The 26320-nt window shown below is 36.0% G+C and carries 25 protein-coding genes and 1 pseudogene; 7 read left to right on the forward strand and 19 right to left on the reverse strand.

Features of this window, described 5'->3' with window-relative positions; genetic code table 11:
- Nucleotides 1-75: 75 nt before the first annotated feature.
- The 4 genes from NE664_06155 to NE664_06170 all read right to left on the reverse strand — a co-directional run bounded on the left by NE664_06155 (nucleotide 76) and on the right by NE664_06170 (nucleotide 5555).
- Entirely contained in the window at nucleotides 76-981 is a 906-nt protein-coding gene (locus NE664_06155) for a hypothetical protein (protein ID MCQ4726246.1), read from the reverse strand.
- A gap of 11 nt (nucleotides 982-992) precedes the next feature.
- Nucleotides 993-3275, reverse strand: a complete 2283-nt coding sequence (locus NE664_06160; protein ID MCQ4726247.1) for a penicillin-binding transpeptidase domain-containing protein — start codon at nucleotides 3273-3275, stop codon at nucleotides 993-995.
- A gap of 119 nt (nucleotides 3276-3394) precedes the next feature.
- Nucleotides 3395-5170, reverse strand: a complete 1776-nt coding sequence (locus NE664_06165; GenBank protein ID MCQ4726248.1) for a BlaR1 family beta-lactam sensor/signal transducer — start codon at nucleotides 5168-5170, stop codon at nucleotides 3395-3397.
- A gap of 1 nt (nucleotide 5171) precedes the next feature.
- Nucleotides 5172-5555: a BlaI/MecI/CopY family transcriptional regulator gene (locus NE664_06170; protein MCQ4726249.1), complete on the reverse strand. Its 384-nt coding sequence runs from the start codon at nucleotides 5553-5555 to the stop codon at nucleotides 5172-5174.
- 144 nt (nucleotides 5556-5699) lie between these two features.
- Between NE664_06170 and NE664_06175 the strand changes: the two genes are divergently transcribed.
- Nucleotides 5700-7643 carry a penicillin-binding transpeptidase domain-containing protein gene (locus NE664_06175; GenBank protein ID MCQ4726250.1) on the forward strand — a complete coding sequence of 648 codons (1944 nt, stop codon included), beginning with the start codon at nucleotides 5700-5702 and terminating at the stop codon, nucleotides 7641-7643.
- A gap of 150 nt (nucleotides 7644-7793) precedes the next feature.
- Here NE664_06175 and NE664_06180 read toward each other — a convergent pair whose 3' ends face one another.
- The 5 genes from NE664_06180 to NE664_06200 all read right to left on the reverse strand — a co-directional run bounded on the left by NE664_06180 (nucleotide 7794) and on the right by NE664_06200 (nucleotide 11741).
- A complete protein-coding gene (locus tag NE664_06180; GenBank protein MCQ4726251.1) occupies nucleotides 7794-8669 on the reverse strand; it encodes a TIGR02452 family protein in 876 nt (291 codons plus the stop codon).
- Between the two features lie 78 nt (nucleotides 8670-8747).
- Nucleotides 8748-9173 (reverse strand): hypothetical protein, encoded by a 426-nt coding sequence (locus NE664_06185; GenBank protein MCQ4726252.1) that lies wholly within the window; start codon nucleotides 9171-9173, stop codon nucleotides 8748-8750.
- A 143-nt stretch (nucleotides 9174-9316) separates the two neighbouring features.
- Nucleotides 9317-10039, reverse strand: coding sequence for a DUF4367 domain-containing protein (locus NE664_06190; protein MCQ4726253.1), 723 nt, complete (start codon nucleotides 10037-10039; stop codon nucleotides 9317-9319).
- A 10-nt stretch (nucleotides 10040-10049) separates the two neighbouring features.
- Nucleotides 10050-10571 (reverse strand): sigma-70 family RNA polymerase sigma factor, encoded by a 522-nt coding sequence (locus tag NE664_06195; GenBank protein ID MCQ4726254.1) that lies wholly within the window; start codon nucleotides 10569-10571, stop codon nucleotides 10050-10052.
- A gap of 333 nt (nucleotides 10572-10904) precedes the next feature.
- Complete coding sequence (locus NE664_06200) at nucleotides 10905-11741, reverse strand: AIM24 family protein (protein MCQ4726255.1); 837 nt, start codon at nucleotides 11739-11741, stop codon at nucleotides 10905-10907.
- Nucleotides 11742-12005: 264 nt separating this feature from the next.
- Between NE664_06200 and dinB the strand changes: the two genes are divergently transcribed.
- From dinB to NE664_06215, 3 genes are all read left to right on the forward strand, one after another.
- On the forward strand, nucleotides 12006-13244 hold the full coding sequence (gene dinB / locus NE664_06205) for a DNA polymerase IV (protein MCQ4726256.1): 1239 nt from the start codon (nucleotides 12006-12008) through the stop codon (nucleotides 13242-13244).
- 17 nt (nucleotides 13245-13261) lie between these two features.
- The gene (locus tag NE664_06210) at nucleotides 13262-13519 is read left to right on the forward strand and encodes a hypothetical protein (protein MCQ4726257.1); all 258 of its coding nucleotides are present in this window, start codon (nucleotides 13262-13264) and stop codon (nucleotides 13517-13519) included.
- A gap of 443 nt (nucleotides 13520-13962) precedes the next feature.
- A complete protein-coding gene (locus NE664_06215) occupies nucleotides 13963-14466 on the forward strand; it encodes a hypothetical protein (GenBank protein MCQ4726258.1) in 504 nt (167 codons plus the stop codon).
- Nucleotides 14467-15121: 655 nt separating this feature from the next.
- On the opposite strand, the gene NE664_06220 is transcribed toward NE664_06215, so the two are convergent.
- On the reverse strand, nucleotides 15122-15976 hold the full coding sequence (locus NE664_06220) for a nitroreductase (GenBank protein ID MCQ4726259.1): 855 nt from the start codon (nucleotides 15974-15976) through the stop codon (nucleotides 15122-15124).
- Nucleotides 15977-16193: 217 nt separating this feature from the next.
- Between NE664_06220 and NE664_06225 the strand changes: the two genes are divergently transcribed.
- Nucleotides 16194-16706 (forward strand): ferritin, encoded by a 513-nt coding sequence (locus NE664_06225; GenBank protein ID MCQ4726260.1) that lies wholly within the window; start codon nucleotides 16194-16196, stop codon nucleotides 16704-16706.
- A gap of 309 nt (nucleotides 16707-17015) precedes the next feature.
- On the opposite strand, the pseudogene NE664_06230 reads toward NE664_06225, so the two are convergent.
- Together NE664_06230 and rlmD are read right to left on the reverse strand one after the other, a co-directional pair.
- Nucleotides 17016-17204, reverse strand: a pseudogene (locus tag NE664_06230) (hydroxylamine reductase).
- 309 nt (nucleotides 17205-17513) lie between these two features.
- On the reverse strand, nucleotides 17514-18872 hold the full coding sequence (gene rlmD / locus NE664_06235) for a 23S rRNA (uracil(1939)-C(5))-methyltransferase RlmD (GenBank protein MCQ4726261.1): 1359 nt from the start codon (nucleotides 18870-18872) through the stop codon (nucleotides 17514-17516).
- A gap of 94 nt (nucleotides 18873-18966) precedes the next feature.
- Here rlmD and NE664_06240 point away from each other — a divergent pair, with 94 nt between their 5' ends.
- Entirely contained in the window at nucleotides 18967-19404 is a 438-nt protein-coding gene (locus tag NE664_06240; GenBank protein ID MCQ4726262.1) for a S1 RNA-binding domain-containing protein, read from the forward strand.
- Nucleotides 19405-19747: 343 nt separating this feature from the next.
- On the opposite strand, the gene rsfS is transcribed toward NE664_06240, so the two are convergent.
- From rsfS to NE664_06260, 4 genes are read right to left on the reverse strand one after another with little or no spacing between them, the layout of a single operon-like run.
- Complete coding sequence (gene rsfS / locus NE664_06245; protein ID MCQ4726263.1) at nucleotides 19748-20086, reverse strand: ribosome silencing factor; 339 nt, start codon at nucleotides 20084-20086, stop codon at nucleotides 19748-19750.
- Nucleotide 20087: 1 nt separating this feature from the next.
- Entirely contained in the window at nucleotides 20088-20660 is a 573-nt protein-coding gene (yqeK, locus tag NE664_06250) for a bis(5'-nucleosyl)-tetraphosphatase (symmetrical) YqeK (GenBank protein ID MCQ4726264.1), read from the reverse strand.
- A gap of 32 nt (nucleotides 20661-20692) precedes the next feature.
- Complete coding sequence (gene nadD, locus NE664_06255; GenBank protein MCQ4726265.1) at nucleotides 20693-21325, reverse strand: nicotinate-nucleotide adenylyltransferase; 633 nt, start codon at nucleotides 21323-21325, stop codon at nucleotides 20693-20695.
- Between the two features lie 37 nt (nucleotides 21326-21362).
- Nucleotides 21363-21659, reverse strand: coding sequence for a YhbY family RNA-binding protein (locus NE664_06260; GenBank protein MCQ4726266.1), 297 nt, complete (start codon nucleotides 21657-21659; stop codon nucleotides 21363-21365).
- A gap of 437 nt (nucleotides 21660-22096) precedes the next feature.
- Here NE664_06260 and NE664_06265 point away from each other — a divergent pair, with 437 nt between their 5' ends.
- Nucleotides 22097-22519: an EamA family transporter gene (locus NE664_06265; protein MCQ4726267.1), complete on the forward strand. Its 423-nt coding sequence runs from the start codon at nucleotides 22097-22099 to the stop codon at nucleotides 22517-22519.
- 305 nt (nucleotides 22520-22824) lie between these two features.
- Here NE664_06265 and NE664_06270 read toward each other — a convergent pair whose 3' ends face one another.
- From NE664_06270 to NE664_06280, 3 genes are all read right to left on the reverse strand, one after another.
- Nucleotides 22825-24135, reverse strand: coding sequence for a DUF362 domain-containing protein (locus tag NE664_06270; GenBank protein MCQ4726268.1), 1311 nt, complete (start codon nucleotides 24133-24135; stop codon nucleotides 22825-22827).
- A 201-nt stretch (nucleotides 24136-24336) separates the two neighbouring features.
- Nucleotides 24337-25359 carry a flippase-like domain-containing protein gene (locus NE664_06275; protein MCQ4726269.1) on the reverse strand — a complete coding sequence of 341 codons (1023 nt, stop codon included), beginning with the start codon at nucleotides 25357-25359 and terminating at the stop codon, nucleotides 24337-24339.
- A gap of 83 nt (nucleotides 25360-25442) precedes the next feature.
- Nucleotides 25443-26300, reverse strand: coding sequence for a pyridoxamine kinase (locus NE664_06280; protein MCQ4726270.1), 858 nt, complete (start codon nucleotides 26298-26300; stop codon nucleotides 25443-25445).
- Nucleotides 26301-26320: the final 20 nt, after the last annotated feature.

Consider the following 26320-nt stretch of genomic DNA (forward strand, 5'->3'; position numbering starts at 1 on the left):
CCATTATATATATAGACTCTTTCTGCAATCATAATTTATTATTCCGGATATGTATTTTTTATTGCTCCTACACTTCTATACAATAACGTAAGCTCCATTTTCATAATTATATATAATATCTAATTCGTATATAGAGCCGTCAATTTCGGTATATGAAAATTTTATGTTATTCCCTTCAAATCGACACACAGGCGAATTAAAGGAGAATTCCACATCTTCCATATCAACGCACACGCTTAATAGATCTCCTCTCCATTTAATATCCCATATACCGAATGTTTCTGGCTGCAAGCTTTCATCTCTTTGAGCAAATGCATCTCCCTTCTGAATTTTACCGTCCTCAAATTTTAAAGACCAAATATTTTTCGACCGAGGTATTTCACCTGTTGTTTCAGTGCAGACGAGGGCATTGAGTTTTCCGTTATGTTCATAAAGCTTAATATCATCCAGATAATAATAATCCCCATCCGATAAAACATAGCAGTTAAAGTCTTTATCCGTCCAATATTGTATAAAAATCCACTTTGATTTTATCGGTTTGTCAGTTACTGCCTGTACGAATATATCTGCGTTATAGCATATGGCCCTCACATTTATTTTTTTGCCGTTAATATATGTTTCCCTGTCTATATGGAATAAATCATTCTGGGATAAAATACGTCCTAAATCGTCAGGTTCAATCGAAAGGCTTTCTTTTAAACTAAAAAATTCTTTAAGTTTATTAATAAATCCCGAATTTATAAAATCCTCCGACGGATCCTTGTTTTGCGAAATATTTTCATTAAAATCACACCATAAATAATACATCTGCCTGACATCTTCTTTTATTGAAGAGTCAAGCTTTGGGTAATTTTGCAGTTTTTCCTCTATCCCGTTATATTCCATGTTTTCGTGCGTTTCAACATTTTCAGCTTCATCCGCCGAACACCCGAACAAAAATATTGTAAATATAAACAAAAAAAATATTTTAAAATTTCTCACTATAAACGCTCCTATTCCGCCAATTTATTTATAAACATGCCGCTTGTATCCGGTTCTCTGTTAATCCCAAAATATTCCTCGATAACCTGCTTTGCAGTATTTATAGACGGAGAATACTCAGATTCTCCGAAAGGTATCATAACCACAACCGCAATCTGAGGATTGTCATATGGCGCAAACCCTGCAAACCACGAATGTGAAGGACGGCTGTTCGCTTCTTCGGCGGTTCCTGTTTTTGCCGCAACTTCTATAGGAAAACTTTTAAAATGATTCCTTAGAGAACCCAAGCTTCCATGTGTTACCAAGTACATTCCTTCCTTTACGGCATTCGTATTTTTTTCATTAAGGCCCAGTTCTTCCTCTATGACCGCACTGTTATACATAATACTTTCTCCTATGGGAGCGGCCGCTTTTAATATAGTTGTTTTGTATCTTGTTCCGCCGTTTGCCAGCGTCGCAATATATTTTGCGATATTTACCGCTGAAAAACTGTTATATGACTGTCCAATCGCACATCTTATCGAATCTCCGTCCATCCATTCTTTCTGCGATTGTGCAGCATCCGGATAATTCAGTTCAACTGCATTTTTCTTTGCTTCCGGAGTTGCCATTTTAGGTTTGGATTCCTCAATTTCGATACCGGAATAATCATTTAAACCGAATTTTTCCATATATTCATCAAAAATTTCTATTGAGTCCAAGGTTGTACCTTCTTTTGAATTTCCCAGACGATAAGCCAACTCATAAAAAAAATAGTTGCATGAAACTTCTATGGCTTTCCTAACGTCGGTAGCTCCGTGCGTTGCTCCATACCTTGAGTATATTAAGCACTTTGCATATGGTTTTCCCGCATCTTTATAAATGCCTTTGTCGTATATTACCGTATTTTCATTTATTACGCCTGTTTCAAGCCCGGCGATCGCACTCGTCATTTTAAGTACGGAACCGGGAGCCTTCCTTTCCATAAGCGGCCTGTTTATCAGCGGCGTCGTGCTGTCTTTTAAAAGCTTTTGATAATATTCATTATTAAATTCATTTACAAGCTGATTATTGTCATACGAAGGAAATGACACAAGAGCCAAAACTTCGCCCGTATTCACATCCATAACAACAACCGAACCTGTACACGGATCAACATTAAGTTCATTTATTTTCAGTTCATCGGAAGATATTTTTTCAATAAGTTCGTTCATAGACAATTTTTTTATGCTTTCAATTTCTTCAGCGGAAAACATGCCGCCCTTCTCCATTGATTCATATAGTTCGCGCAGCGTTATTTTACCGCTTTTTATGCTTTTAATAACAGTGTCTTTCAAATTTTCTTTCAGTATATTAAATACTTTATTTTGTAAGACGCTGTCGATTGTAAGGTACACGTCGCCTCCGTTTTGCGGTTCGCTTGTTTTTATTTCATTTATCCTGTTTCCGGATGCGTCAACTTCCACGGCCTTTTTGCCGTCAATCCCCCTTAAAATCAGTTCAAATGCCTTTTCAATCCCAATTTTTCCTATTTTATCATTGATTGTATAACCATGAGCTTCCATTTCTTTAAGTTCTTCATCATTAATCGAACCGACATATCCAAGTATATGCGAAAACGCTTCGCCTTGCGGGTAGTTTCTCTCCACCTCCGCTTCAATAAAAATTCCCGGGAACAAGTTTTTTTGCTCCTCTATTTTCATAATTGTTTTATAGCCGACTTTTCCCGAAAGCGTTACCATATTATACTTCCTGTAACGCTGTATATATATCTGTTCCCTTCCCGATAACAGCTTTTTTTCAATATCCGGCTCCAGCCCTTTCGGTATTTCAAATTTATCCCTGAAATATTCAAGGGTTTCCGCCGCATTTAAATTTAATTCGTCGCCTGTCATACCCATATCCGTTTTCCAGCGTTTTTCGGCTGTTTCGCTTGAAAATAAAAATTCATACGGATAAATGTTGCTTATCGGGAACGTATCTACAAATTCTTCCCCGTTTTCATCAAGTATCCTTATTATGTTAAGAAGCATATCATTTAATCCGCTGACGTCTACGCTTAAATCTATTTTTAATTTGTATGCCGACAAATTATCTGCCAAAGGTATACCGTTTCTGTCATATATTTTCCCGCGTGGCGCAGATTCTGAAACAGTCCGCATTATACTTGCTCTTACGTCTTTTAAATGCTCCTGCCCTGTCAGTATCTGCAAATAAAACAGCCTGGCGGCAACAGCAGAAAACATAAAAAACACCGCTGCCAGCATAATGAATAAACGCTTTTCTTTAATCAAGCATGAATTTATTTTGTTCATATAAAGCCCCCTTATAAATATTACTTTTGTAATAATTTATATATTACATTTGTAATATTTGTTTGTCAAGAAAAACCTCTTATACTTCTTCTCAAGCATAAGAGGTTTAAAAAGTTCCGCTATTCAGTATAAATTCCTTTATCAGCCAATATTTCTAAAGCGATTTTAGCCGCTTCGGCTCCGTCGGCATTTTCTTTGTTCCTTATGTTAACCGCAAAAATATATTTACTTCCGCTGTTTTCAACGCATCCAACAAACCATCCGTTAACATCGTTTCCGTTTATGTTTCCCGTTCCTGTCTTTCCATACAATATGTTTTCGCCGTTTTCAGATATTTTGATAGAATTAATAACGTCGCCGATATTCCTTTCATCAAAATCCATATCGTAATCAAAAAGCTTTTTAAGCAGATCAACTTGTTCAAACGGCGATATTTTCAAAGAAGATTCAGCCCAAAATTCATCTTCTCCTCCGGAAAAATCGCAGTTTCCGTATCCGATTTTTCCAAAATACCTTTTAACATTTTCAAAACCAAGCCTTTTGTTAAGCTCTTCAAAATACCAATTTACAGAATTTTTCATTGCCGAATTCAAATCCTGATCCTTATTCCATTCTTCAAAATAATTAAGTTTCCCATCCCATTTAATATCCGAATTTTTGCCTTCTATTACGCCGCTTTCAAGGGCAAAAAGCGCACTATATATTTTATAGGTTGAATTGGGCGAAACTCTTTTTCTTGCCGTTTCTTCATTATACACAGTGTAAGTTTCATCATCGGCGCTGTACATCACAAAAGCGCCTTCATCAAACCCGGTAAAATATGCGCTTAAATCGTCATTCACAATATTTCCCGATTTGCTTTCAGAAACGCTGTCCATGGCCATGACAGATATGCTTGAGGCCTGTGATATTATTAAGACAAACATAGCAATAAAAGCCGCCGCATTTTTAATCCTGCATGAAAAAGTGGTTTTTGTAAAATACGCTATGGCTTCAATCCTTTTATATATTTCCGGCCTGTTTCCGCCCATATCGGCGGCGAAATTAAAAGAAATTTTTCCGGGTATACGTTCGATAAAATTAATAATAGTCATTCCATAATCGGCATAATTATCTTCCGAAATTATGTTCAAAACGGCCCTGTCGCAAACAATTTCCCTTTCAGTTTTCATTTTCTTAAACGCAATCCAAACGGCAGGATTAAACCAATATATAATCTCAAACATACAAATTATATAATTGATTAGGACGTCCCTGTTTTTATAATGGCTTAATTCATGGTATAGAACAAACTTTAATTCATCATTTGACAATTTATTTTTCATTTTTAAAGGCAGCGATATAAAAGGCGAAATAATGCCGAATATCATCGGTGAACCTACCATTGACCAGCCTATTTTTATTTCACGGCTAATATTAAAAGTATTTTTACATTCATTTAAAACATTATATACTGTTTCATCAGCTTCTTCTGAATTTTTTCTTATATTGTCAAGTTTTTTAAGCGAAACGGCCATAACATAGCAAACAGCCGCCGCACCTATTGCCCATAAGGCTATAAAAAACGGCGCAAAATCCAATGTATCAGCCCTATTAACGGGAACCGAAAAATCTTTTAAAACGCTTTCAATTCCGACAGCCGCCGCGCTTACGCCGGTTTGCGAATACTGCATATTATTTATCCCGAAATCAAATATGTCGGGCGTTTCAAATCCAAACATTCCGTAAGGCAAAAACGGCAGTAAAAGTATAATAAAAAGAAGATATCCCATTATATACTGCCCTTCAGCCGATATATGATTTTTAAGGATCTTTTTAGCAGCCAAAAGGCCGAATATCATAAGAGTGACAATAAAAATGCTCTCAATATATCTCGTTTCAAAAAAACATACCATATTATTTTGCACCTTTCTTCCTGCTCTCAAGTATCTTTTTCAATTCATTAATATCATTATCGCTTAATTTGTCTTGTTCTATGAAGTTAAGCACCATGGAATTTAATGCTCCGTTATAAAATTTTTTCAGAAACGAACTGCTTTCATGAGTCAAATACTCATTTTCTTCAACAAGCGGAACATAAACAAAAACACGGCTATGCTTTTCATATCCCAAAGCCCCTTTTTTAACAAGCCTCGAAAGCAATGTCTGTATTGTTTTAGGGCTCCAGTCGGATTGTCCCTCGAACTTTTTTACAACATCGTTTGTGCTTATCGGGGCACACTCCCAAATTACTTTCATAATTTCATATTCGGCTTCTGATATTTTAGGCATTTCCTTCAAAACATTCATCTCCTACATATGTAATAATATAATTATATCATTAAAAAATTATATGTCAATTTCTTTTAAAGTATTGACATTATATCTTACAAGTGTAATACTTAATTAGTCTTACAAATGTAATAATTAGATTGAGGTGATATAATGAAACTTAAACTTAATATAACGGCAGCCATATTTATAATTATATTTGCAGCCCTTTTAAGCCGTGTTGCATACTTTAAAATCTGCTACAGAAATGAGTATGAAACACGGTCGAAGCTCCAAAGCCTTGGAGGGTTTGACAAAACAATCCCGGCGCGGCGCGGGGAAATACTTGATAGGAACTCAGTTAAGCTTGCCGTCAGTGTACCGGTCTATAGCGTAATACTTGAGCCTGTTACAATTTCACAATTAAACGACAAAGAACAAATCAAAATATTTAATTTACTTGAGAAAACATTGCCACTAGAAAACGGCAGTCTTGAAAATATACTGTCAAAAGACAGCGAAGGAAATTTAATTAATAACACATATTATTATCCCGTTGCAAAAAATGTGTCCTACGATAAAGCTACGGAAATTGAAAACCAAAATCTTACAGGAGTTTGGCTTGAAGAAAAGCAGAAACGCAAGTACCCTTTCGGTTCTCTTGCCGCGCATGTTATAGGCTTCGTAAAGGGAGAAAATATCTCCGGCCTTGAGAAAATATACAACTCAGCCCTTGAAGGATATGACGGAAGGCAGTTCAGAATAATTGAAGGCTCTAAAACAATACCCCAGAACTACAGCCCAAAAAACGGTTTTTCCATTGTAACTACAATAGATCAAAACATACAAAAAATTGCCGAAAACGGTGTAAGAAACGCTATGGAAGAGTTTCCTTGCGAAACCGCCTCCGTAATTATAATGAATCCAAACACCGGAGAGATTTTGGCAATGGCAGACTCAAACCAGTTTGATTTGAATAACCCATCAAAACCAAACAATGTATCCGAAGAAAATTTTTATAATATGCCTTATGAAAAACAGTCGGAATACTTAAACAACATGTGGAAAAATTTCAATGTCACAAACACTTTTGAACCAGGATCGATATTTAAGCCAATGGTAATTGCCGCCGCGCTTGATGAAGGGATAATAACGCCGGAATCGACGTTTTATTGTAACGGCTATAAACAGGTTGAGGACAGAAAAATACATTGCATAAGACGCAGCGGTCATGGCTCCGAAACTCTCGAAGAGGTAATATCAAATTCCTGTAATTCGGCAATGATGGACATTGTCGAAATCATGGGCAATAGTATATTTTACAAGTATCAAACTGATTTCGGCTTCGGTGAAAAAACGGGAATAGACCTTCCTCATGAGGAAAGCTGCATAAACTTGTTATATAAATGTGAAGAATTGGGTCCCGTTGAACTTGCGACAAGCTCTTTCGGCCAGTCGTTCAACTGCACGCCCATTCAGGCTATAACCGCATTTTCCGTACTTGCAAGCGGAGGCAGTCTTATGAAACCGTATGTTGTTTCAAAAGTAGTTGACGAATATGGAAACGCCGTACTCGAAAATAAACCTCAGACCGTCAGAAAAGTTATTTCAAAGGAATCCTGCGCAATCGTAAATAAATATCTTCAATCGGTAATAGATAGCGGCACCGGAAAAAAAGCAAAGATAGACGGGTATTATATAGCCGGAAAATCAGGAACCGGCGAACAGGGAAAGCGCGGCGATGATTTGTACACAATAACGTTTGCGGGATTTTTGCCTGCCGAAAATCCTAAAGTTGCCGCCCTGGTTGTAATCGACAAACCGTTTGAATATTCCGACGGCGTTACAACGGCCGCTCCCGCATTCAGGGAAGTAATGCTCGGCCTGATTGATTATATGGAAATACCCCCGTCTGTAAAAATGCCGGAATCAGAAAACTCCGCCGGTATATCCCTTAAAGATTTCACAGGCTTACCTCTGGACGAAGCTTTGGAATATATCAATAAAAACGGACTTAAACATAAAATTGTAGGCAACGGAAACACCGTTGCAAACCAATTCCCGAAAGAAGGTACGTTGGTCAACAATAATACGGAAATATTAATATACGTATCTTAATTAAATCAAAATTTTTACAGCCGTCTAATCTCACACAAATTACCGACGTACAAAAATAGCCCTCCGAAAATATTTACGGAGGGCTATTATTAATCCTGAATTTTGCTTTTACAAAATTATCTCCGGTTATCTTTTAACCCCTTAAAAGATTTAGAAATTGTTTTTAAAACACTTATAATTATATTGATCTTCCGTATTATCAAGTACGGCAAACACAACTTTTTTAAAAAAAGAGCCGTTTCCTTCCAAACTGCTGTCCACATATTCAAACGCCTTTTTGAAAAGGCGTGAGATAACATCGGCATCATTTGCAAATGCCCCGCATCCCCATGCTCCTAAAACAAGATATTCGTATTTTTTAGAAACTGCAATTCGAAGCATTCCCAAAATACGGTTAAAAATAAGTTTTTCAAGTTCTTCCTCTTCAATATTTTGCAACCCTTCTATCGCTATCGGAGCTGTAGCGGTCAAAACGGATACAATCTTCGTATCGTCGAGCAGTTCCATATTTTCCCCTCGGATAATTTCTACATTCGGAGAAACGGCCATATAGTCCGAAGCAGTAAAAGACATGTTGTTTCTGTTGTACTCATACATGCTTCTTGCGCCCTTACCCAAAAGCGAAATTAAAAGCGTACTTCTCCTGCACAGATCCTCTTCCTGCCCTTTTTCGCCAAACAGCACTCCTCCGCCCGGATATATGGGGCTTGCAAAATTTAAGACAAGAACATTATTTGCATTTTTATCAGACTTAAACAAATCACTGTCTATAACATCCAAAGCAACTTCAAATGAATCTTTATTCTCAACAGAAAATTGGCATCTTTCCGATGAAATAGGGTTTTGATAAACTGGATAGTTAATCAGCCTATTAACTTTCTCGTTTGAATAAACTGTACTTTCAGTTATTTGGTCTTTTTTTAATTTCAATTTCACTGTTTTCCCATTAATTTCATATGAACCATTTAAAATTATCGCCAACGTTTCATTAATAAGCTTAATATTGCCCGAAATAAATTCTTTCATATAGACATACCATCCCAGTTTAAATTAAATTTTTAATTATAATATGCAGTATCGGTATATTTCCGATTAAATGCTTTTTTAGTTTGCATAGTGATATTCCGTTACAGTTTCAACGCTTCCGCTTCCGTATGAAACAGTAATCGTATATTTCATTCTGTAGTCTCCGTCAGGATCTACAACTGTATATCCATTATACGACATATCCCTTACTTTTTCAGAACGGGTATCAGAATAAATGCTTACCCATTCTCCGTTTCGCCATTCTTCAATCTCTCCTCTTACACGGATTTTATATCCAGAAGTTGTAAATATCTGCGCGCCGTATTCAGCCCTTCCGCTCGGAAGCACTTCAAAGCTTGTTATAATCATCTGTATGTCTTTATACCTCGGATCGACATGCTTTATAACAGTTGAAGTATTTTGATTTGCCGCAGCATAAACCGGGGCTATGCTGCCCATGCACATCGTCAAAGCCAATAAAATCAAACCGAATTTCTTTTTCACAATAACTCTCTCCTCATTAATAAAAATTGTATTTTTGAACGCGTTCTATATTTAAACTCCAAAAAGTCGTATTTTTTTACAAAAAATATAAAAAAATATAAAAAATCCGGTTTCTGCTATTATTAATAACAGAAACCGGTCTTTTATTTGCTGTCCATACGTTTTAAGCTTTCAGCCGCTTTAACAAGCTCATCCCTGTCCAAGCCGCCCAATAAACTATATAAATACCTTTCGTCATCCCAAACAAGTATATTTCTTTCACCGTTTTCAACTATGTATGCTTCTTTGCCGTTTACGCTCACAGTTTTAATTTTTGAATTTTCATTATCAATGTTAACGCCGCTTTCTATATTTCTGCTTTGCATAAATATAACTGTATCGGCGCCGTTTTTATAGTATATGTATATAACATTATCATCAATACTGTATTTGTCAACTTTGTAACCGGGCGGCATATACTGCGGCAAACTTATGTAATCCCATCCTACGGGTATTTCCTCAAAGTTATAGTTCAAAGTGTTTTCTCCGAATGAAATTTTTGTACTGTCGTTATCTTCAATAAAATATTTCGTTATAAACCTGAATTTATCAGCGTCTATACTGCTTATAAACTGTATATTGAAAATCAATATAAGCGAAATAACAGCTGCAAATTTCACCGTACGATTTTTGTACCATACGCCCTTTGAAATCGAATTTTCCTTTATTATCTTTTTTATTTTCTTTTCAAAACCTTTTGAATACTCGGGCTGCGGAATTGCGTTAAGTTCGTTTTCGTATTTCTCGCCGCACTTTTCAACATATTCTCCCAACGCCTTTGCAAGCATTTCCTCAAACATATCGTCGTCTTTATTTATTTCAGACATTAGAACCACCTCACTCCGCCAAAGACTTCTTTAGTTTATTCTTAGCCCTGAAAATCCTGACGCCAACATTTGCCTCGGATATTTTAAGCTCTTTGGATATTTCTTTAATCGAATACCCATAAACAAATTTTAATATAAGCGGAAGCCTTAACTCTTCATCAAGCGCTTCTATTTTATCAAGAAGCCTGCTGTATTCAAAATGCCTGTAAGCGTCTCCAAAGCCGTCGCTTATAACATTTTCAAAAACTTCGTCATAGCTTAAATTGCTGCCTTTGTTTTTGCGTTCGTTATAAATGCTTATAGCAGTATTAACAGATATCGTTATCAAATAATTAACACATTTCCTATCGTTGGAATTCATAATTTTTCCCATGTTCTTAGACAATTTAAAATAAGTCATCTGAAGAACGTCTTCAGTATCAGCTTTATTCTTTAAAATGTCATATACATATTTGTATAAAAGCTTATTATATTTATAATATAAATACAAAAACTTATTTTCCTCTTCTTGATTTTCAAACACAAAAAACATTTATTTCACCAACACAATCCAATAAACCCACAATCCCATAACAACATTAATAATTATATCACAGGCACGACGCAATTTAAACTTTTTTGTCACACTACAGCATACGTCTATATTTTCCGATAATAAATTTAAAAAGCGCCATATATAGCTAAATTTTAAATCCAGCAAATTACAGCGCTAAAATAATTATTTTTTCTGCAAAAATTAATCTTTGAATCTCTAATTAAATCATGCTAATTCATTTTTATATTGTATGCAGCTATTGTTTTTATAAAGTACAGATATTCCGGTCTTGATTAAATCGCTGCCTTAACCATAATAATATAAAGGCTGTTACTTGCTTGTGTTTGTATTAACTGACTTTACATTTCCGCCTAAATATGAAGCTTGATTTACAGCGTCATACACCTTTAAAGTAGGCGCAAGCCAAACGCTTCCGGTGCCTCTGTAAACATTAACGAGGCCCTCCCCGCTCACAGCGGAACCAACAAGCGTTTTTGCAGAACGCTCCACCGTAAAATCGATATTTCCCGAACGAAGTATTGAAAAATTGCCGTCAACTTTCAGCGTATCGTTTTCCATTTCTATAACGTCAATTTCACTGCTGGGAACCGCACATTCCAGAACTGCAATCCCGCTGCCCTTAAGAGAAATCTGAAATATACCTTCCCCTCCTAAAAGGCCGGAAGAAACATTCTTCATCATAACAGGGCTTACTTCAATGCTTCCTTGGGCGCAATAAAACATTCCCTTATCGACAATTATATGCTCCTGTTCCATTTGAAGCACAATAAAATGTTTAAAAGAAGGCTCCAAAACGATCATGCCGCTGCCTTTATATTCAGGCTGCGCAACTCTTTCTCCCGTTACCGCCCCGGAAACCATGCGTCCCAATACATTCCTTGCGGTAACGCCTGAAACCATTTCCAAATTTCCCTGAAAATAACTCATGGCTCCGGGTTCTATCTTAACCGAATCTTTATTCAGATATACTGCAATCTGCCTGGCACGAATATTTTGCTTTGCCATATAGTACATATCAACAGCGGAATTTATATTAGTCGTTCCCAAAAGTTTTTGATATTCCAAAACTTCAACAGTCATGCCGCCAAATTCCGCTTTATCGATAACAATTATATTTTCCCTTGTTCCAACAGCGTTAGCCCTCATATTTTACCTCCTTGGCACGTTGCAAATAATAATAAAATAACATTAAATTTTTTATTTAATTATTTTATCACATTATTATACAAAAATCTATTATATTCATCAAAAATATGTACCCCGCCCGAATCCTTACTATTAATTTTATATAAAATGATTCTTTATCATAAAAATACATTTAATGGAAACATTTACCTATTGAATAGAATATATTTTCGATATACAATATTAAACAGAACATATTTTCTTTTTTTAGGGAGTGAGTTTTATATGGAACGGACAATACTTCATTCTGATCTTAATAACTTTTACGCTTCTGTAGAATGTCTTTACAACCCTTGTATAAGGGACAGGCCCGTAGCCGTCGCGGGAAACGCCGAAAAACGACGCGGCATAATATTAGCCAAAAACAACATTGCAAAGAAATTCGGCGTTAAAACGGCCGATACCCTCTGGGAGGCCCAACGTAAATGTCCTGATATTATCTTTGTGTCTCCTTCATATGATAAATATCTGAGATATTCAAAAATGGCAAAAGAAATATATTGCGAATATACTGATAAAATCGAAAGTTTCGGCTTAGATGAATGTTGGCTTGATGTTACAGGCAGCGTCAGCCTTTTCGGAAACGGCAAAGAAATTGCAGATAAAATACGCAAACGTATAAAATATGAACTTGGCGTAACGGTTTCAATAGGCGTAAGTTTTAATAAAGTATTCGCCAAACTAGGATCCGATATGAAAAAACCCGACGCAACAACAGTTATAACAAAAGAGAATTACCGCGATAAAGTCTGGCCGCTCCCCGTAGGCGATCTTCTCGGCGTCGGATCATCAACAAAAAATAAACTGAAAAAATACGGTATAGATACTATATGTTCCCTTGCAAAAGCTCCTCCGGAACTTTTAAAACGCGAACTTGGTATTAACGGAATAATGCTTTGGCAGTTTGCCAACGGTCTTGAAAACTCGCCCGTAGCATTTGCAGATTCTCATCCCGATGTAAAAAGTATAGGAAACAGCACAACCCTTCCCTACGACGTATCGGATCCTGAAGATGTGAAAATAACAATGTATGTATTAAGCGAAAGCGTAGCGTCACGTTTAAGGGAAAGTAACCTTCAGTGCAAAACAGTGCAGATTGGCCTGCGGGATAAAAATTTATGCTCATTTGAACGCCAGGGGAAATTAGGATTTCCGACAAACAGCTCTGAAGAAATATTTAAAAAAGCATTTTTGCTTTATAGCGTCAATAAACCGGCTGTCCCATTGAGAAGTATAAGTATACGTTCATGCGGCCTTATCGGCGCAAACGAACGCCAGCTCTCATGCCTTAATGAATTTATAGCCATGGAAAAAAATGAAAAGCTTGAAAAGTCTATTGACATTATACGAAATCGCTTTGGGCATTCAAGCATACAAAGGGCTGTAATGCTTACAAATCCAAGAATATCAAATATCAATCCAAAAACCGATCATATAATACACCCTGTCGGTTTTATAAAATAAAAAATGAAGGTGATATATTGATTAATCCATATAGGAAAGTATATGTAGAAGTTGAAGCTGTTTTTGATAAAAACGGAGAAATTACGCCCAAATCAATTAAATGGGAAGACGGCAGAGTATACCCCATAGATAAAGTTCTTAAAAAGCGCCGCGCCGCCAGCCTAAAAGCCGGCGGGCAGGGAATTCGCTATGAATGTCTTATAAGGGGAAACAAAAAATTTATTTTTCATGAAGAAACAAAATGGTTCATTGAAATAAAAAATATTTTCAGATAAAAAACTTAAAGATTAACTTCATATTTTAAAAATAATTCAAAAAATTAAACCGTATATTTTAAAAATTCAAGTATCTATTTCGCCTATAAAAATGTAATCATGCACTTAAAGAAGAAACTTAAAATCCTGCCGCAAAATGTTGACATTCAGATAAACCACCCTTTACACTGGACTACACAGGCAACGGTTTTGGCAGTCTTTCATCTGTCATTATAATTATATCTTTTTCACACAAGTACAGCAAAGGAAACTTTAACAATTGGAAGCGTATTTTTAAGGGCAGACGTATTCTGCTGTGTTCTGTGTTCTACGCCTAACCCCCTTGAAGTATAAGGCTTTTTCCGAACATAATCATTAACGGCCATATAACATTTCCGTGGACTTTATAACACCGCTATGATACAATGAACGCAAAGGCAAATCAGAATTGGAGAAAACAAGATATGTGGAAATGGGAAGTAAATAGTATTCTCTACTCTAACTTTCTGTATAACTCGCCCAAGGATATTTTTCAGGCTGTCTGTAATGAACTTGGGCGGTACTATCAAAGTGAGAAACTTCAATATATAAAATCCAAAAGAGAGTTACGGTGGAAAGGAAGCAATCTTCGGTGTAAGTTGGGTTTTTGGTCGTCTCATCACAATAAAAAAGGCGAATGGGTAAATTTAGAAATCGTTACGAGTATTTTTGCAATAAATTCATCTGATATGGAAAGAAACGGGATTTTAAGTTTTGGTTTTAGGCCTCAAAGTTTTAATGTTTATGGTATTGATTATGGATTATTTAATGAGATTACTTCTTACATAGACAGCACAATCAAGAGAGTAGCAGAACTTGACACAAAAATAGGATTAGAAAAATTTTTATTGACAAATCAAAAATCAGTTTTTGTTGGGAAGAACCCCAATAATTATCAATATTTGAAGCAGCTTGGATTTGATGATTAAAATAAGTTCCTATTTGTTGATCAGATGACAAAGCCAGTCGATCCGGTCAACATCAAAATAAACGGCGCATATAAAATGCGCCGCCGTTGACAGCCCTGCCCGCATTTGCCGACAGGCAATCAAGACGGGAGCGTTTCAAAACGGCTTCCCTCAATTTCAATTTTGAGAAAAAAATCCATCTGATTTTTCAATGTTATAACCACATTTCGGAACACTATATCCACAAGCACAAGTGCGGGACAATGGATGTAAGCTTCATATACGTCTTATCTATTGGTGAAACCCGTTCTGATCTTGCGGCTCAACATCACACAATCAAAGTTATATTTTTCTGCTGATTCAATTATCTTGCCCGCCACAAATACAATTGCACTCTCCCTACAGGCCGCAGAGCGTATAACACACTAGCTTTGCTTTGCAAAGTATTGCGCCAAATGACAGTCACCAACGCAAGGAGGAATTATGTCGATCGCCCAAACAATAACGGCGCCTTGATCTCAAAAGCCCATTTATAGTATTATGCATGCAGTTCATCATAAACCGACATAGTCCGTCTTATAAACTAATAATATATGAATACCGTTAAAAACTCTTTTATGGCAAAAATCATTATAAGCCGTTAAAAATGCCGTTATATATCCAACATCCGAGAGCCTTAAACTCTGCAATGTGCAATTATAAAACTGTCGTCGGGAATATTGTATTTAAAATCTGCCGCCCCCATTTCCCATTTGACATCAAATATGCGTTCGCTTATAACAACTGCAAAATTAAGCATTGCAGCGCCGGCAGCAATTTGAGCCTCATATATATTAGTATACTCATCCTTTTTAATAACAAGCGCCACCGTTCCCCCGTCAAGTATAAATCTCCATGGCTGTCTGTTCAAAGCCGAGGGTGCGCGTCTTGCCGCATAAAACCCCTCCGAGAGCCCTGTTGCCGTAAGTTCGTCATAGCTTGCGGTTTTTCCGTAATCCCCCATAAAAACCATATCTAATATATCCATTCGTATTTCATTATCTGTACCGGGTTTAGGGGCTTCAAGATCCCCGTTTCCGTATTTGCTTATGAACATGTTTTTCAGCTTGCTTATTTTCTTTATCCTTTCGCCGTAACCAAGCGCAATAAGGCCGGTTATACGCATTTTGTCTCCTTCCTCTACAACTTTTTCTTCTTTCAACGTCATCCAGCAACTGTCAATATCCATATCTGTAAGCTTTAAAAGTATGTCCTCGCCAATATATCCTACATTTTCAATAAAATAAGGTTTCTTTTCGGAAAAAATCAAAATATAATACGGAGCCTCAATTAAAAATCCGTTATATCCGCCTATTTCCTTAATGTCCTTAGGAAGTCCCGATTTTTTAATAATCATAATTTCAGTTTTAATGCTTTTATCTATCCTGCGGCACTTTTTAAAATAATCTGTAATCTCCTGAAGTTTATTCTCATCAATAGGTTTATCCGTAAAGTTCCTTACAGATTTTCTCAAATCTGTTAGCGTAAGCATATCCATGTCCCCACTCCTTCTGCAATAAATCCGTATTTGCAAATATTTATGTTCTTTACTATTCCCAGTTATAAAACTTTTATATATTTTCTTATAATTAATAAAAATATTTTAATGATATAAACGGGTTAACTTGTTGTATTTTTAGCTGTATTATTGTATACTTAAAAAGTATAAATAGCATTTCTTTAAATTTTTTTACAAAGGAGAGATTTATATGCTAAATGAAAAAGTCGCGCAGTTATTAAACGAACAGGTAAATGCAGAATTATATTCGGCATATCTTTACCTTCATTTTGCAAATTTTTATGTTGAACAGGGTCTTGACGGGTTCGCGAACTGGTACCAGATTCAGGCGCAGGAGGAACGAGACCATGCTATGCTTTTTATAAAATACATGCAGAATAATGATGCAAAAGTAACGTATGAAGAAATCAAAAAACCAAATGTTCCTCTTAATGCCAACGCCGACGCATTAGTTGCCGGTCTTGCTCATGAAAGGCATGTAACGGCATTAATAAACAATATATATGAAGCCGCACATTCGGAGAAAGATTTCCGCACAATGCAGTTTTTAGATTGGTTTATTAAAGAGCAGGGTGAAGAGGAAACTAACGCAAGCGATCTTATTAAAAAACTTGAACTTTTTGGTTCTGATCCAAAAAGTTTATATATGCTTAATCAGGAATTAGCTTCACGAACATATTCCGCCCCCAGTTTAACATTATAATAAAACAAATAAAATTTCTATAATGGAATATTGTTTTAAAATTCAGTATTTATAATTGTAAGATTGAAATCACTCCAGTTATTAATTGTATAAAATATAAAAATGAAATCCGGCCGGATAAGAACACTTACAGGCCGGATTACTTTTATATGTTTTTGCAGGTTTCAAATATTTAAGATTGAATTCCTACACATATTTTTTGCAGTCCAATATAACAATTTAACCGCTCTTGAATGCCCATATATTAATGATGACGAATATAAGGCCGTTTTAATTGTCCAAGTATCTTTTTCAAATCTTAATCAGGTATACAACCGAAGTTGTGAACACTCTGTCCGCATAGCTTTGTTTTACCGGCAAGAAACAGTTTATTGTAAAAAGTATAGGAGCAGGTATATTATGAAATTTGATCTGCCGTCTTTACGAGGCAGATCCAAAATTACCTTTCAAATGCGGATACTCATTCAGTTTAGGATATCCGTGTAACGGAAGCATTTCAATGCGCATACAGAATATTTATATACTAAAAATATTTTTTACAATTTATATTTCCTCATCGCACATCAAACCTATTTAATGTTTCCAAAGATGTGCGTCAGAAATATCATGATATTAAAGCCGGTTTACTATCAGTCTTTACGCCGGTTTTCTTAAAATATTCCATTTATGCCCCTTCGCCGTATTTTCAATAACTATGCCTCATAACCGATTGATTTATATATATTTAACGGGTTAATCAACTCTTTCATAAGATACAGAAAAATAAATATAATTTATAAGACAACGCAACAACTTACAACATATAAATTATTTTTTTACCAGCAGTGCAACCGATTCGGTATGAGCGCTTCTTGGATACTGATTTAACAGTTTAATTTTAACAACTTCATATCCACTTTCCTGAAAAATTGCCAAATCTCTTGCTAATGACGAAGGTTTACATGATACATATACTATTTCAGGCGCATTGAAATCTATTATTTTATTAATTGCTTTCGGATGTATTCCATCCCTCGGAGGATCTACAATAATTATATCAGGCTTATCGGTAAGTTCCTCAACTTTTTTTAATACGTCGCCTGCAATAAATTTACAATTATCAATACCGTTTAATGCGGCGTTTTCTTTTGCCGCTTCAATAGCCTCCTCGACAATCTCTATTCCCACAACTTTTTTACTGTTCGCCGCCATAATCTGGCTTATAGTTCCCGTGCCGCAGTAAAGGTCAAAAACTGTTTTATCCTTAGAATCGCCCGCATATTCCTTTACAATTTCATATAATTTTTCAGCGCCCTTTGTATTTGTCTGGAAAAAAGAAAATGCCGTGACCTTAAAATTTAAATCGAAAAGTTTATCCGTAAAATAACCGTTTCCATATATAACTTTTGTATTATCGCTTTTTACAACATCGGCAACACCGTCGTTTTCGGTATGAAGTATGCCGCATACATTTCCATCAAGCTTTATTGATAGCAGTTCTTTTGCATAATCTTCAATATCAAAAGACACGCCGCTTGTTGTAACAAGATTTACCAATATTTCTCCTGTGTACGCCCCTTTGCGGACAACAAGATGCCTTAAAACCCCATCATGCCTTGATTTATGATAAAAAGGTATTGCCTTCTTCCTGAAGAAATCAAGAGTTGATTTTATAATACTTAAATAATCGCCGTCTATAATATTGCAGTCCGTGAGCGTTACAACTTCATAAAAACTGTTTCTTTTCCTCATTCCAAGCGCAAGGTCGCCGCCTTTTTCTTCATCGCCGAACGAAAACTCGCATTTATTGCGGTATCCTTCTATAACCGGAGATACGTCTATGCCTTCATATATATATCCCTTTATGCCTGCATCATCAAGAAGCTTTAATACCTGTTTTTCTTTTATTTCATTTTCTTTTTCCACAGTTATATTCTGATATGAACAGCCGCCGCAGTACTTAAAATGGCCGCATCCCGGTTTAATTTCGTACTCCGCATTTTTCTCAATGTCCAAAAGAGATGCCTCAAGTTTTCCATCCCTCTTTTTCGTAATCCTTGCATTGACAACCTGCCCGGGCAGCGTATTTTTAACTGTAACCTTATAATTTTCGAATATTCCTACGCCTTTATTAGGAAAGAGTAAATCATCTATTTTTATATTAATTATTTCATTCTTTTTTGCCATTTTTTCCTCCCAAAACTAATTGTAATTTATTTACATATATGTTATAATCGCATTATTCAAATTTTTTAAAAAATAATTAGGAGTGTAATTTTTAATGTCAGAACATGTTGTAGGAAGTATTGTAGAAGGTAAAGTAATTAAAATAACCCCTTTCGGCGCAATTATTGCACTTGAAGGCGGCGGTCAAGGGCTTGTTCATATCTCACAGATTGCAAACAGCTTTGTACAGGATATAAACGATCATCTGAAAGTCAATGATAATGTTAAAGTAAAAATAATGTCTGTTGATCCGGAAACAAACCGTATTTCCCTGTCAATACGCGCCGCACTTCCAAAACCCGAAAGGACAGACAAAGCTCCCCGCAACCCAAACTACAAACCGCGTGAACAACGAGGGAACTTCGATAAAAACAGCGATTCTCACCCTTCTTCACAAACCCCGCTTAATGACTTTGAAGAAAAAATGAAAGAATTCCTCAAGCAGTCAAATGATAAAATGGCAAGTTTAAATAAACGCGCCAATAAAAGGTAAATATGCATATTTTAAGGCGTATATATATACGCCTTTTCTGTTATTCAAAATTAAATTATATATTATGAGGTTTATGGGACGAACCGTATACAAATCAAACTTTTCGCCATGTTAAGAGTCTTTTATTTGCATTTTCAGAAAATATTGTTTAAATGCTCTGCCAAAATTAAATTGCTTATATACATGAAACACTGCAAAACATAAATACTGCATAAAATATTAACATTCACCCGTATTCTAATGCTTCAATGAAAATCTCCGCATATTCAACTTCCGGAATTATAAAAAACTCATTTATTTTTAACTATAAATATTATCTTTAATAATATTTTCAGTATTTCTCCTATATCTCTTTTGCGTCGCTCCAAACCCTGTCAAGGCTGTAAAAGTCTCTTTCTTCCTTATTAAACAAATGTATAATTATATTTCCAAAATCAAGCAGTATCCACGCCCCGCCCTGGTATCCTTCCGAATGGTGCAGTTTGAAACCGGCCTTAAATAATTTTTCTTCAACATTGTCAGCCATTGCTCTAAGCTGATTAATATTATTCCCGCTCGCTATAACAAAATAATCTGTAATATTTGAAAGGCCGTTTAAATCAAGCACTTTTATGTCTTCGGCTTTTTTGTCTTCAAGGGCTTCCTGAGCTATTTTGGAAGCTTCATAAAAGTTTTGTTCCATGTTATTCCTCCTTATTTTCATAATAACTCAACGCTTCTAATGACAAAGGATGAAGAGGCCTTTTCCTTTCCTTTACATATTCAACCGTCTGCCTAAGAACAAGGGCCATAGCTTTATCTATATCTTTAAAGCAAATCTCCCTTGCTTCTTCCAATCCTTCAAAATTCTTTCTGTTGGGTTCAATATAATCGGCCAAAAAAACAATCTTTTCAATAATCCCCATATTTTTTCTGCCTGTTGTATGATACCTTATGGCGTCAAGCGCTTCTTCATCTTCAACGCCGTACTCCCTTTTGGCAACCTCCGCGCCTAAAAACGGATGTGTCAAATCAATACAACTTAACATTATATCGTCGACCGGAACATGAAATTCTTTACAGAAACGTCTTTTCATTTCTGCTGGGAAATCCTTTGCACAGTCATGCAAAAGCGCCGCCGTATGCACTTTATCCACATCGGCATTATAAATGCCCGCCATCCTTAAAGCTGTTTTAACAACGCCCATTGTGTGTATATACCTTTCAATAGACAAAGAGGATTGCAGCTTTCTCTCCATTGTAATAAAGTCAAGCAAACTACCAAGTCCCTTCCGTAAATAAATTAAATTCATTTATACAGCTTTTTATTTATGATATATTCTTCAACTTTTTTTGGAACAAGGCCGTTTATTGGCATACCTTCCGCCACTCTTTGCCTAATTTGTGAAGATGATATATCAACAGGGCGTATTTCAATAAATTCAACCCTGCTTTTAAAATTTTGTTCCATAAACGATATTTCTTCCAAAAGAATTTTCTTATTGAATCCCGGCCTTGTTACCGCAATAAAATCACATATTTCCAAAAGTTTCTTATAGTTTTTCCATGTGGTTATATAATGTATGGCATCCGCGCCTGTTATAAATTTGAAATTCACATTATCTCCAAGCATACGTTTAAGCTCAATTATAGTATCGACAGTGTATGTTGTGCCTTCTCTGTCTATTTCAATAGAACTTATTTCCATATTTTTTCTGCCCTCTATCGCAAGAGCCGTCATTTTAAGCCTGTCCAAAGGCGTGGTGACGTCTGCGTAACTTTTATGAGGAGGATTTCCGGCAGGTATAAAAATAATTTTTTCCACATCTGTTTTCTCCAAAACCTCTTCGGCAACAGATATATGGCCAAAATGTATCGGATCAAACGTTCCTCCAAGGACAGCAAATTTTTTTATATTTTTAAGGCTTTCAAAATCCGTCAATATAAACACCCCATGTTCCAACCACAACTTTACAAAACTATTTTGATTTCGGCAGTTCAATAACAGGCTTTTTAGCTCTTCTGTACAAAACAAATTTGTTTCCGATAACCTGAACAACCTCCGCATGGGTTCTTTCGGCAATCGTCTGGGCTGCTTCTCGGGAACCAATCATGTTGTTGTCTAAAACATTTGCTTTTACAAGTTCCCTTGCTTCGAGGGCCTGGTTAAAGCTTTCGGTAATTTCAGGCGTAACGCCGCTTTTGCCAACGTGAAAAATAGTGTCAAGGCCGTTTGCAAGGCCCCTTAAATAAGCTCTTTGCTTGCTTGTAAGCATTATTTATCTCCTTTATAAAATAATTATTATTAACCGCTGCAAATATATGAAACCCGCATAGGCAATATTTATTAATAATATCACTTTTTATACTATTTTTCAATATGCCTTAGAAAATCTGTGCAGTATTGCAATATACGTACCGCAGCTTAAAAGCAGAACATGAGTGAATTTTATATATCATAATCTAAACATCCAAAGCCCATACATAGTAAAAAGAAACCTTTTGCACACAAAAACACAACGTACAGCATAATATCTTTACAAAAAATACGATGTTTTAAAAGAAGCCGCTTAATTCAATCTGAAATATACAAACCACATATTTTGTGTTTGACACTGTATATTCCAATGTAGTATATTAAATCCAGTCATAAAAATATTAATACAGCAATGCTTCAAACGCATGTCTGTTATTTAATTCAGGAGGCAGCACTATGTCATATATTTGGCCAATCGCGCTTATAGTTATATCAAATGTCGTTTATCAAATCTGTGCAAAATCAGTTCCAAAAAATATGGATACAATGGCGTCCATGGTTGTAACTTATCTTGTGGGCGCCGCTTGTTCGGCCGTTATGTTCTTTGCTATGAACAAAAACGTCAGCCTGCTGAACGAATACAGCAAAATGAACGCAGCGCCTATACTTCTTGGAATTTCGGTTGTCGGCCTTGAAATCGGTTTTATCTATGCATATAAGGTGGGATGGCCGGTCAGCACGGCTTCTGTTGTTCAGAGCGCCTTTCTTGCGCTGGCATTAATCTTTGTCGGAGGATTGTTTTATCACGAAGCAATCACTTCCAATAAAATAATCGGCATTATTATTTGTTTAATCGGACTTTATTTTATAAATAAATAAACTTAAATGTTCTAATAGCGGCCAACATTATTTTAAATACGAATCTTTTTTAATTTTAATCATCTTTCCGAAAAATACCCAGCAATGCAGTATTGCATTTATATACATACCTATAAAAAAGCTACTTCCAGCAATTCGTACATATAAATATAGTTGCTTTTTACAAATTTATCAATATCATTACTGCCTTCACAAAACGCCGTTTATCAGTTCTCATATTTATAATACAATTTATTTTATATTTCACATAATTAAATAAATACTGCCGGAACAAAATCTTCCGGCAGTAATTATTAGCATATAACTTATTTCTTTTCCTCGTACCAATCAATCATAAAACCATCAGCATCAAAAGGCATTTCATATGGCTCGCTTATAATTTCCACATCATCCCTATCCTTAATATCCGGTATAAGATCAACTGAAATTTCTATCTCATCAAGATGAAGCGTATCAGGTATACGCGCTATTCTCGCTTTGTTATAATCAATTTTCCTGCATGTACGTATAGCAAGAAGAAGAGCTTCCCTGTCATTATTAAGATACATTGGTATCTTCCCGCCGTCAATCATAGTGTTTGTACCGAGATTTACCCAACTGCTTTCCCAGTCAACATCATTCAGGCAACGCCTTGTCGTAATATCGGCCCCGCCAAGACCGCAAGAGTTATGGTGGGATTCAGGCGTAAGCCCCCTTATAAACAGCTTCTGCGTATGGAAATCATCTTCAAATCCCGGCATAAAGCTTCTTCCGGTAACATTAGGATCATGCCCTTCGCCGCTTATATTTTTGCCTATTTTATCAACAATAAGCACATCTATGTTGTCAAATTTAAGTTTCGCAATCCTTTCCTTTGCAACCATAAGCATTGCGTGATCCCTTTCGACAATTTTATCTTTTTCCATGACTTCAATAAGGCATATTTCATCATAAGCGTTCTGTACAAGGCCGACGCCGAAAACAACGTTCATTTTCTTTAAAAACTCTTTTGCAACAATTGGAATTCTTTCAGCAAACGTATCGAATCCCTGCATATGGAACCATGATGCGCCTTTATGTTTGGCAAGGCCGATAGCAATCATTTTAAGAAGTCCGCTTTCATGCTCTCCTTTAAAATCCGTATGAGGTTTTACTTTATTTAAAAGAACAATGCCGTCTGCATTATACGCATATTTATCGCAATAAATAGGCGTGCCGTCAGGCATTTGACCAACCAGTTCAACTTCCATGCTTGCAAGTATAGGAACGCCCATAGCCTCCTCTGTTATGCCGTATCCGTTTATAACTTCAAGCTGTCCTTCAACAGTACCGCCGCCATGGCTTCCCATTGCCGGAACGATAAAAGGTTCTGCTCCCCATTCTTTAAGTTTATCGCAAATAGTCCTTGTTATAAGGTCGATGTGCGGAATACCGCGGCTTCCTGCCGTGATTGCAATTCTTTTGCCTTTAAGCTCGCCCTTATTCCCAAGTTTTTCCATTTCAGCAAGCAAAGTCCCTTTGATATCTTCAACCTTGCTGTCGTCATATTTTTGCCTTATCTTAACCATTGTAGGTATTTTTATACCTTCCATACCCTCAACCTTGAAACTCATTTCAGGGAATTCAATAAACTTCATGTTCATTCTCTCCTTCTTTGTCATTAAAAGTTACACGGCGCAACACTGTAAGTATTTTTATACAATTAACTGCTTCACATCTGTAATATAATTTTATTTCACTTTATGGCCTTTGTCTATCCATATTATACACAAAAATAAATACGTAAATAAATTACTATACCGACACTTTTATAGTTTTTAAAATTCTATATTTGATTTTTATGCATGTCCGTGTCTTTTAAACGGATTTACAAGCCGTGTTGCAGCAAAATATATAATAACCGCCACGAAAAACGCCCCATAATATGTTGAAAATCTATATATAATCATAGCGGCGGCCGCCTGCGTCTCACTTACTAAAACAGAGAACATAATTGTAAATATTATTTCAACGCTTGCCACATTTCCCGGCGTAGGTATAACTCCCACAAGAGCAACCACCAATGATATTATGCCAAGCGAATATATAACCGTAACGTCTTCCGGGCACCCCATTCCTTTAAGTGAAATATAAGGTATTAAATACCAACATGTAAGTTTTAAAAATTCCGCCGCTATCATTTTAAGAGCATTTTTTCGATCTCTAAGAATACTTCCCGTTTCGTTTCTTAAAGAATTAAGTTTTTTTTCAATCAGCTGCAATTTGCCGCTGAATTTTGTATTCTTTAAAATCCTTCCGGATGTTTTTAAGATAATATTATGAAATTTTGAACTTAGACATATGCCAAGCAATACGGCCACGATAATGACAGTTAAAATATATCCGGCAATTATATATCCAAAATACTCCCCATAGTTTTCCCTGAAAAATCCGAAGTTAATTAAAAGCCCAACCGTCACATAAAGCGCAACCGTTATTTTATGGAAACTGTAACTGACCGTAACAATGCCGTACCCAACTTCCGGACTTATATTTTTCTTGTTCAAATAATAAATTAAAGCGGCGGCGCTTCCTGTGCCGAAAGTCAACGCCCGAAATACAGCCGTATAATATCCGCTGAGTATGCCGCTTTTAAATTCAAGCCCTGCAGCAGTGTTTTTAGCCGTAAGCCAAACAATAATTCCCTCCATAAAATTGTAGGCTCCGACACAAATCAATATAAGCGCGATATATTTGAATTCGATTGTTTTTAAAAGCTCCAATACGTCATATATTCCATCGCCTAGCATTTTTTTTATAACAAAAAACATTAGGATAACAAGTCCAAAGTAAAATAGCAAGTTCCTGATTTTTTTATTCATTTAAACCACTATCCTTATACATGGAAAAACTGTCTGAGATTTTTGGAAATATGTGATTTTACAGTCGATATTTAAAATAAAATTTACTTGCCGTTAAGCATCCAAAGATATTTCTCAAAATTAACGCCGGCTCTTCTGTCCGTGTTTTCATTATAGCTGTCTTTTATGGATGCTCCTATAAATTTAACTGCGACTTCAACCGCATATTTCAAATCGTATCCCTTTACAGACATTGCGCATATAATAGAAGACAATATGTCCCCTGTTCCCGAATAACTGCCGCCTGTAATTTCACTTTTAATAAAATAAGTTTTCCCTTCCGATATAACTATATTATAAAACATATCTTCGCTGTCGCCGCGTCCACGATGCCTTATTCCGGTAATAACAGCGCGCTTAACATTTCCGCGGATCAATTTTTTTCCACATTCAGCGGTAATATCCAAAAAATTATCTTGATCCGATTTGCTTATAAGTTCTTTGTAATTTGTTCCTGTAAGTATACAGAATTCAGTCAGGTTGGGCGTTATTATATCCGCTTGGAAAGCCAATTTTGTAATTTTCTCTCTAAGCTCGCTATTAAAATTAGGATACACAGCCCCGTCGTCCCCCATTATAGGGTCGATAATGAGAAGGGTATCTTTTTTTTTAAAAATTTTTATAAATTCTTCTATTTTGTCAACTTGTCTGCAGCTTGCTATAAACCCAGTATATATGCCGTCGAATTCAAGCTCCATCTTTTTCCATTGATATGTAAAATTATCCATTTTATCAGTAAAATCATAAATATAAAAACTGTCGTACCCGGTTTGATTGCTAAGTATTGCCGTCGGCATCGGAAAAACATGTACCCCAAAAGTTGAAAGTATAGGCAAAGCAACAGTAAGCGAACATCGTCCCGCTCCTGACAGGTCGTTTATAGCCGCAACCTTTTTTGTCATTAAAATCACCCTTAAATATT

The sequence above is a fragment of the Anaerotignum faecicola genome (genome assembly GCA_024460105.1).
Taxonomy (GTDB): Bacteria; Bacillota; Clostridia; order Lachnospirales; family Anaerotignaceae; genus JANFXS01.

Coding starts and splice junctions, on each gene's coding strand:
- NE664_06160 (MCQ4726247.1), bottom strand. CDS start 3,275: ATGAACAAAATAAATTCATGCTTGATTAAAGAAAAGCGTTTATTCATT.
- NE664_06265 (MCQ4726267.1), top strand. CDS start 22,097: ATGTCATATATTTGGCCAATCGCGCTTATAGTTATATCAAATGTCGTT.
- NE664_06270 (MCQ4726268.1), bottom strand. CDS start 24,135: ATGAAGTTTATTGAATTCCCTGAAATGAGTTTCAAGGTTGAGGGTATG.
- NE664_06225 (MCQ4726260.1), top strand. CDS start 16,194: ATGCTAAATGAAAAAGTCGCGCAGTTATTAAACGAACAGGTAAATGCA.
- NE664_06190 (MCQ4726253.1), bottom strand. CDS start 10,039: ATGTCTGAAATAAATAAAGACGACGATATGTTTGAGGAAATGCTTGCA.
- NE664_06220 (MCQ4726259.1), bottom strand. CDS start 15,976: ATGCTTACGCTAACAGATTTGAGAAAATCTGTAAGGAACTTTACGGAT.
- NE664_06165 (MCQ4726248.1), bottom strand. CDS start 5,170: ATGGTATGTTTTTTTGAAACGAGATATATTGAGAGCATTTTTATTGTC.
- NE664_06240 (MCQ4726262.1), top strand. CDS start 18,967: ATGTCAGAACATGTTGTAGGAAGTATTGTAGAAGGTAAAGTAATTAAA.
- NE664_06180 (MCQ4726251.1), bottom strand. CDS start 8,669: ATGAAAGAATTTATTTCGGGCAATATTAAGCTTATTAATGAAACGTTG.
- rlmD (MCQ4726261.1), bottom strand. CDS start 18,872: ATGGCAAAAAAGAATGAAATAATTAATATAAAAATAGATGATTTACTC.
- dinB (MCQ4726256.1), top strand. CDS start 12,006: ATGGAACGGACAATACTTCATTCTGATCTTAATAACTTTTACGCTTCT.
- NE664_06215 (MCQ4726258.1), top strand. CDS start 13,963: ATGTGGAAATGGGAAGTAAATAGTATTCTCTACTCTAACTTTCTGTAT.
- rsfS (MCQ4726263.1), bottom strand. CDS start 20,086: ATGGAACAAAACTTTTATGAAGCTTCCAAAATAGCTCAGGAAGCCCTT.
- NE664_06280 (MCQ4726270.1), bottom strand. CDS start 26,300: ATGACAAAAAAGGTTGCGGCTATAAACGACCTGTCAGGAGCGGGACGA.
- NE664_06195 (MCQ4726254.1), bottom strand. CDS start 10,571: ATGTTTTTTGTGTTTGAAAATCAAGAAGAGGAAAATAAGTTTTTGTAT.
- NE664_06275 (MCQ4726269.1), bottom strand. CDS start 25,359: ATGAATAAAAAAATCAGGAACTTGCTATTTTACTTTGGACTTGTTATC.
- NE664_06200 (MCQ4726255.1), bottom strand. CDS start 11,741: ATGAGGGCTAACGCTGTTGGAACAAGGGAAAATATAATTGTTATCGAT.
- NE664_06260 (MCQ4726266.1), bottom strand. CDS start 21,659: ATGCTTACAAGCAAGCAAAGAGCTTATTTAAGGGGCCTTGCAAACGGC.
- NE664_06175 (MCQ4726250.1), top strand. CDS start 5,700: ATGAAACTTAAACTTAATATAACGGCAGCCATATTTATAATTATATTT.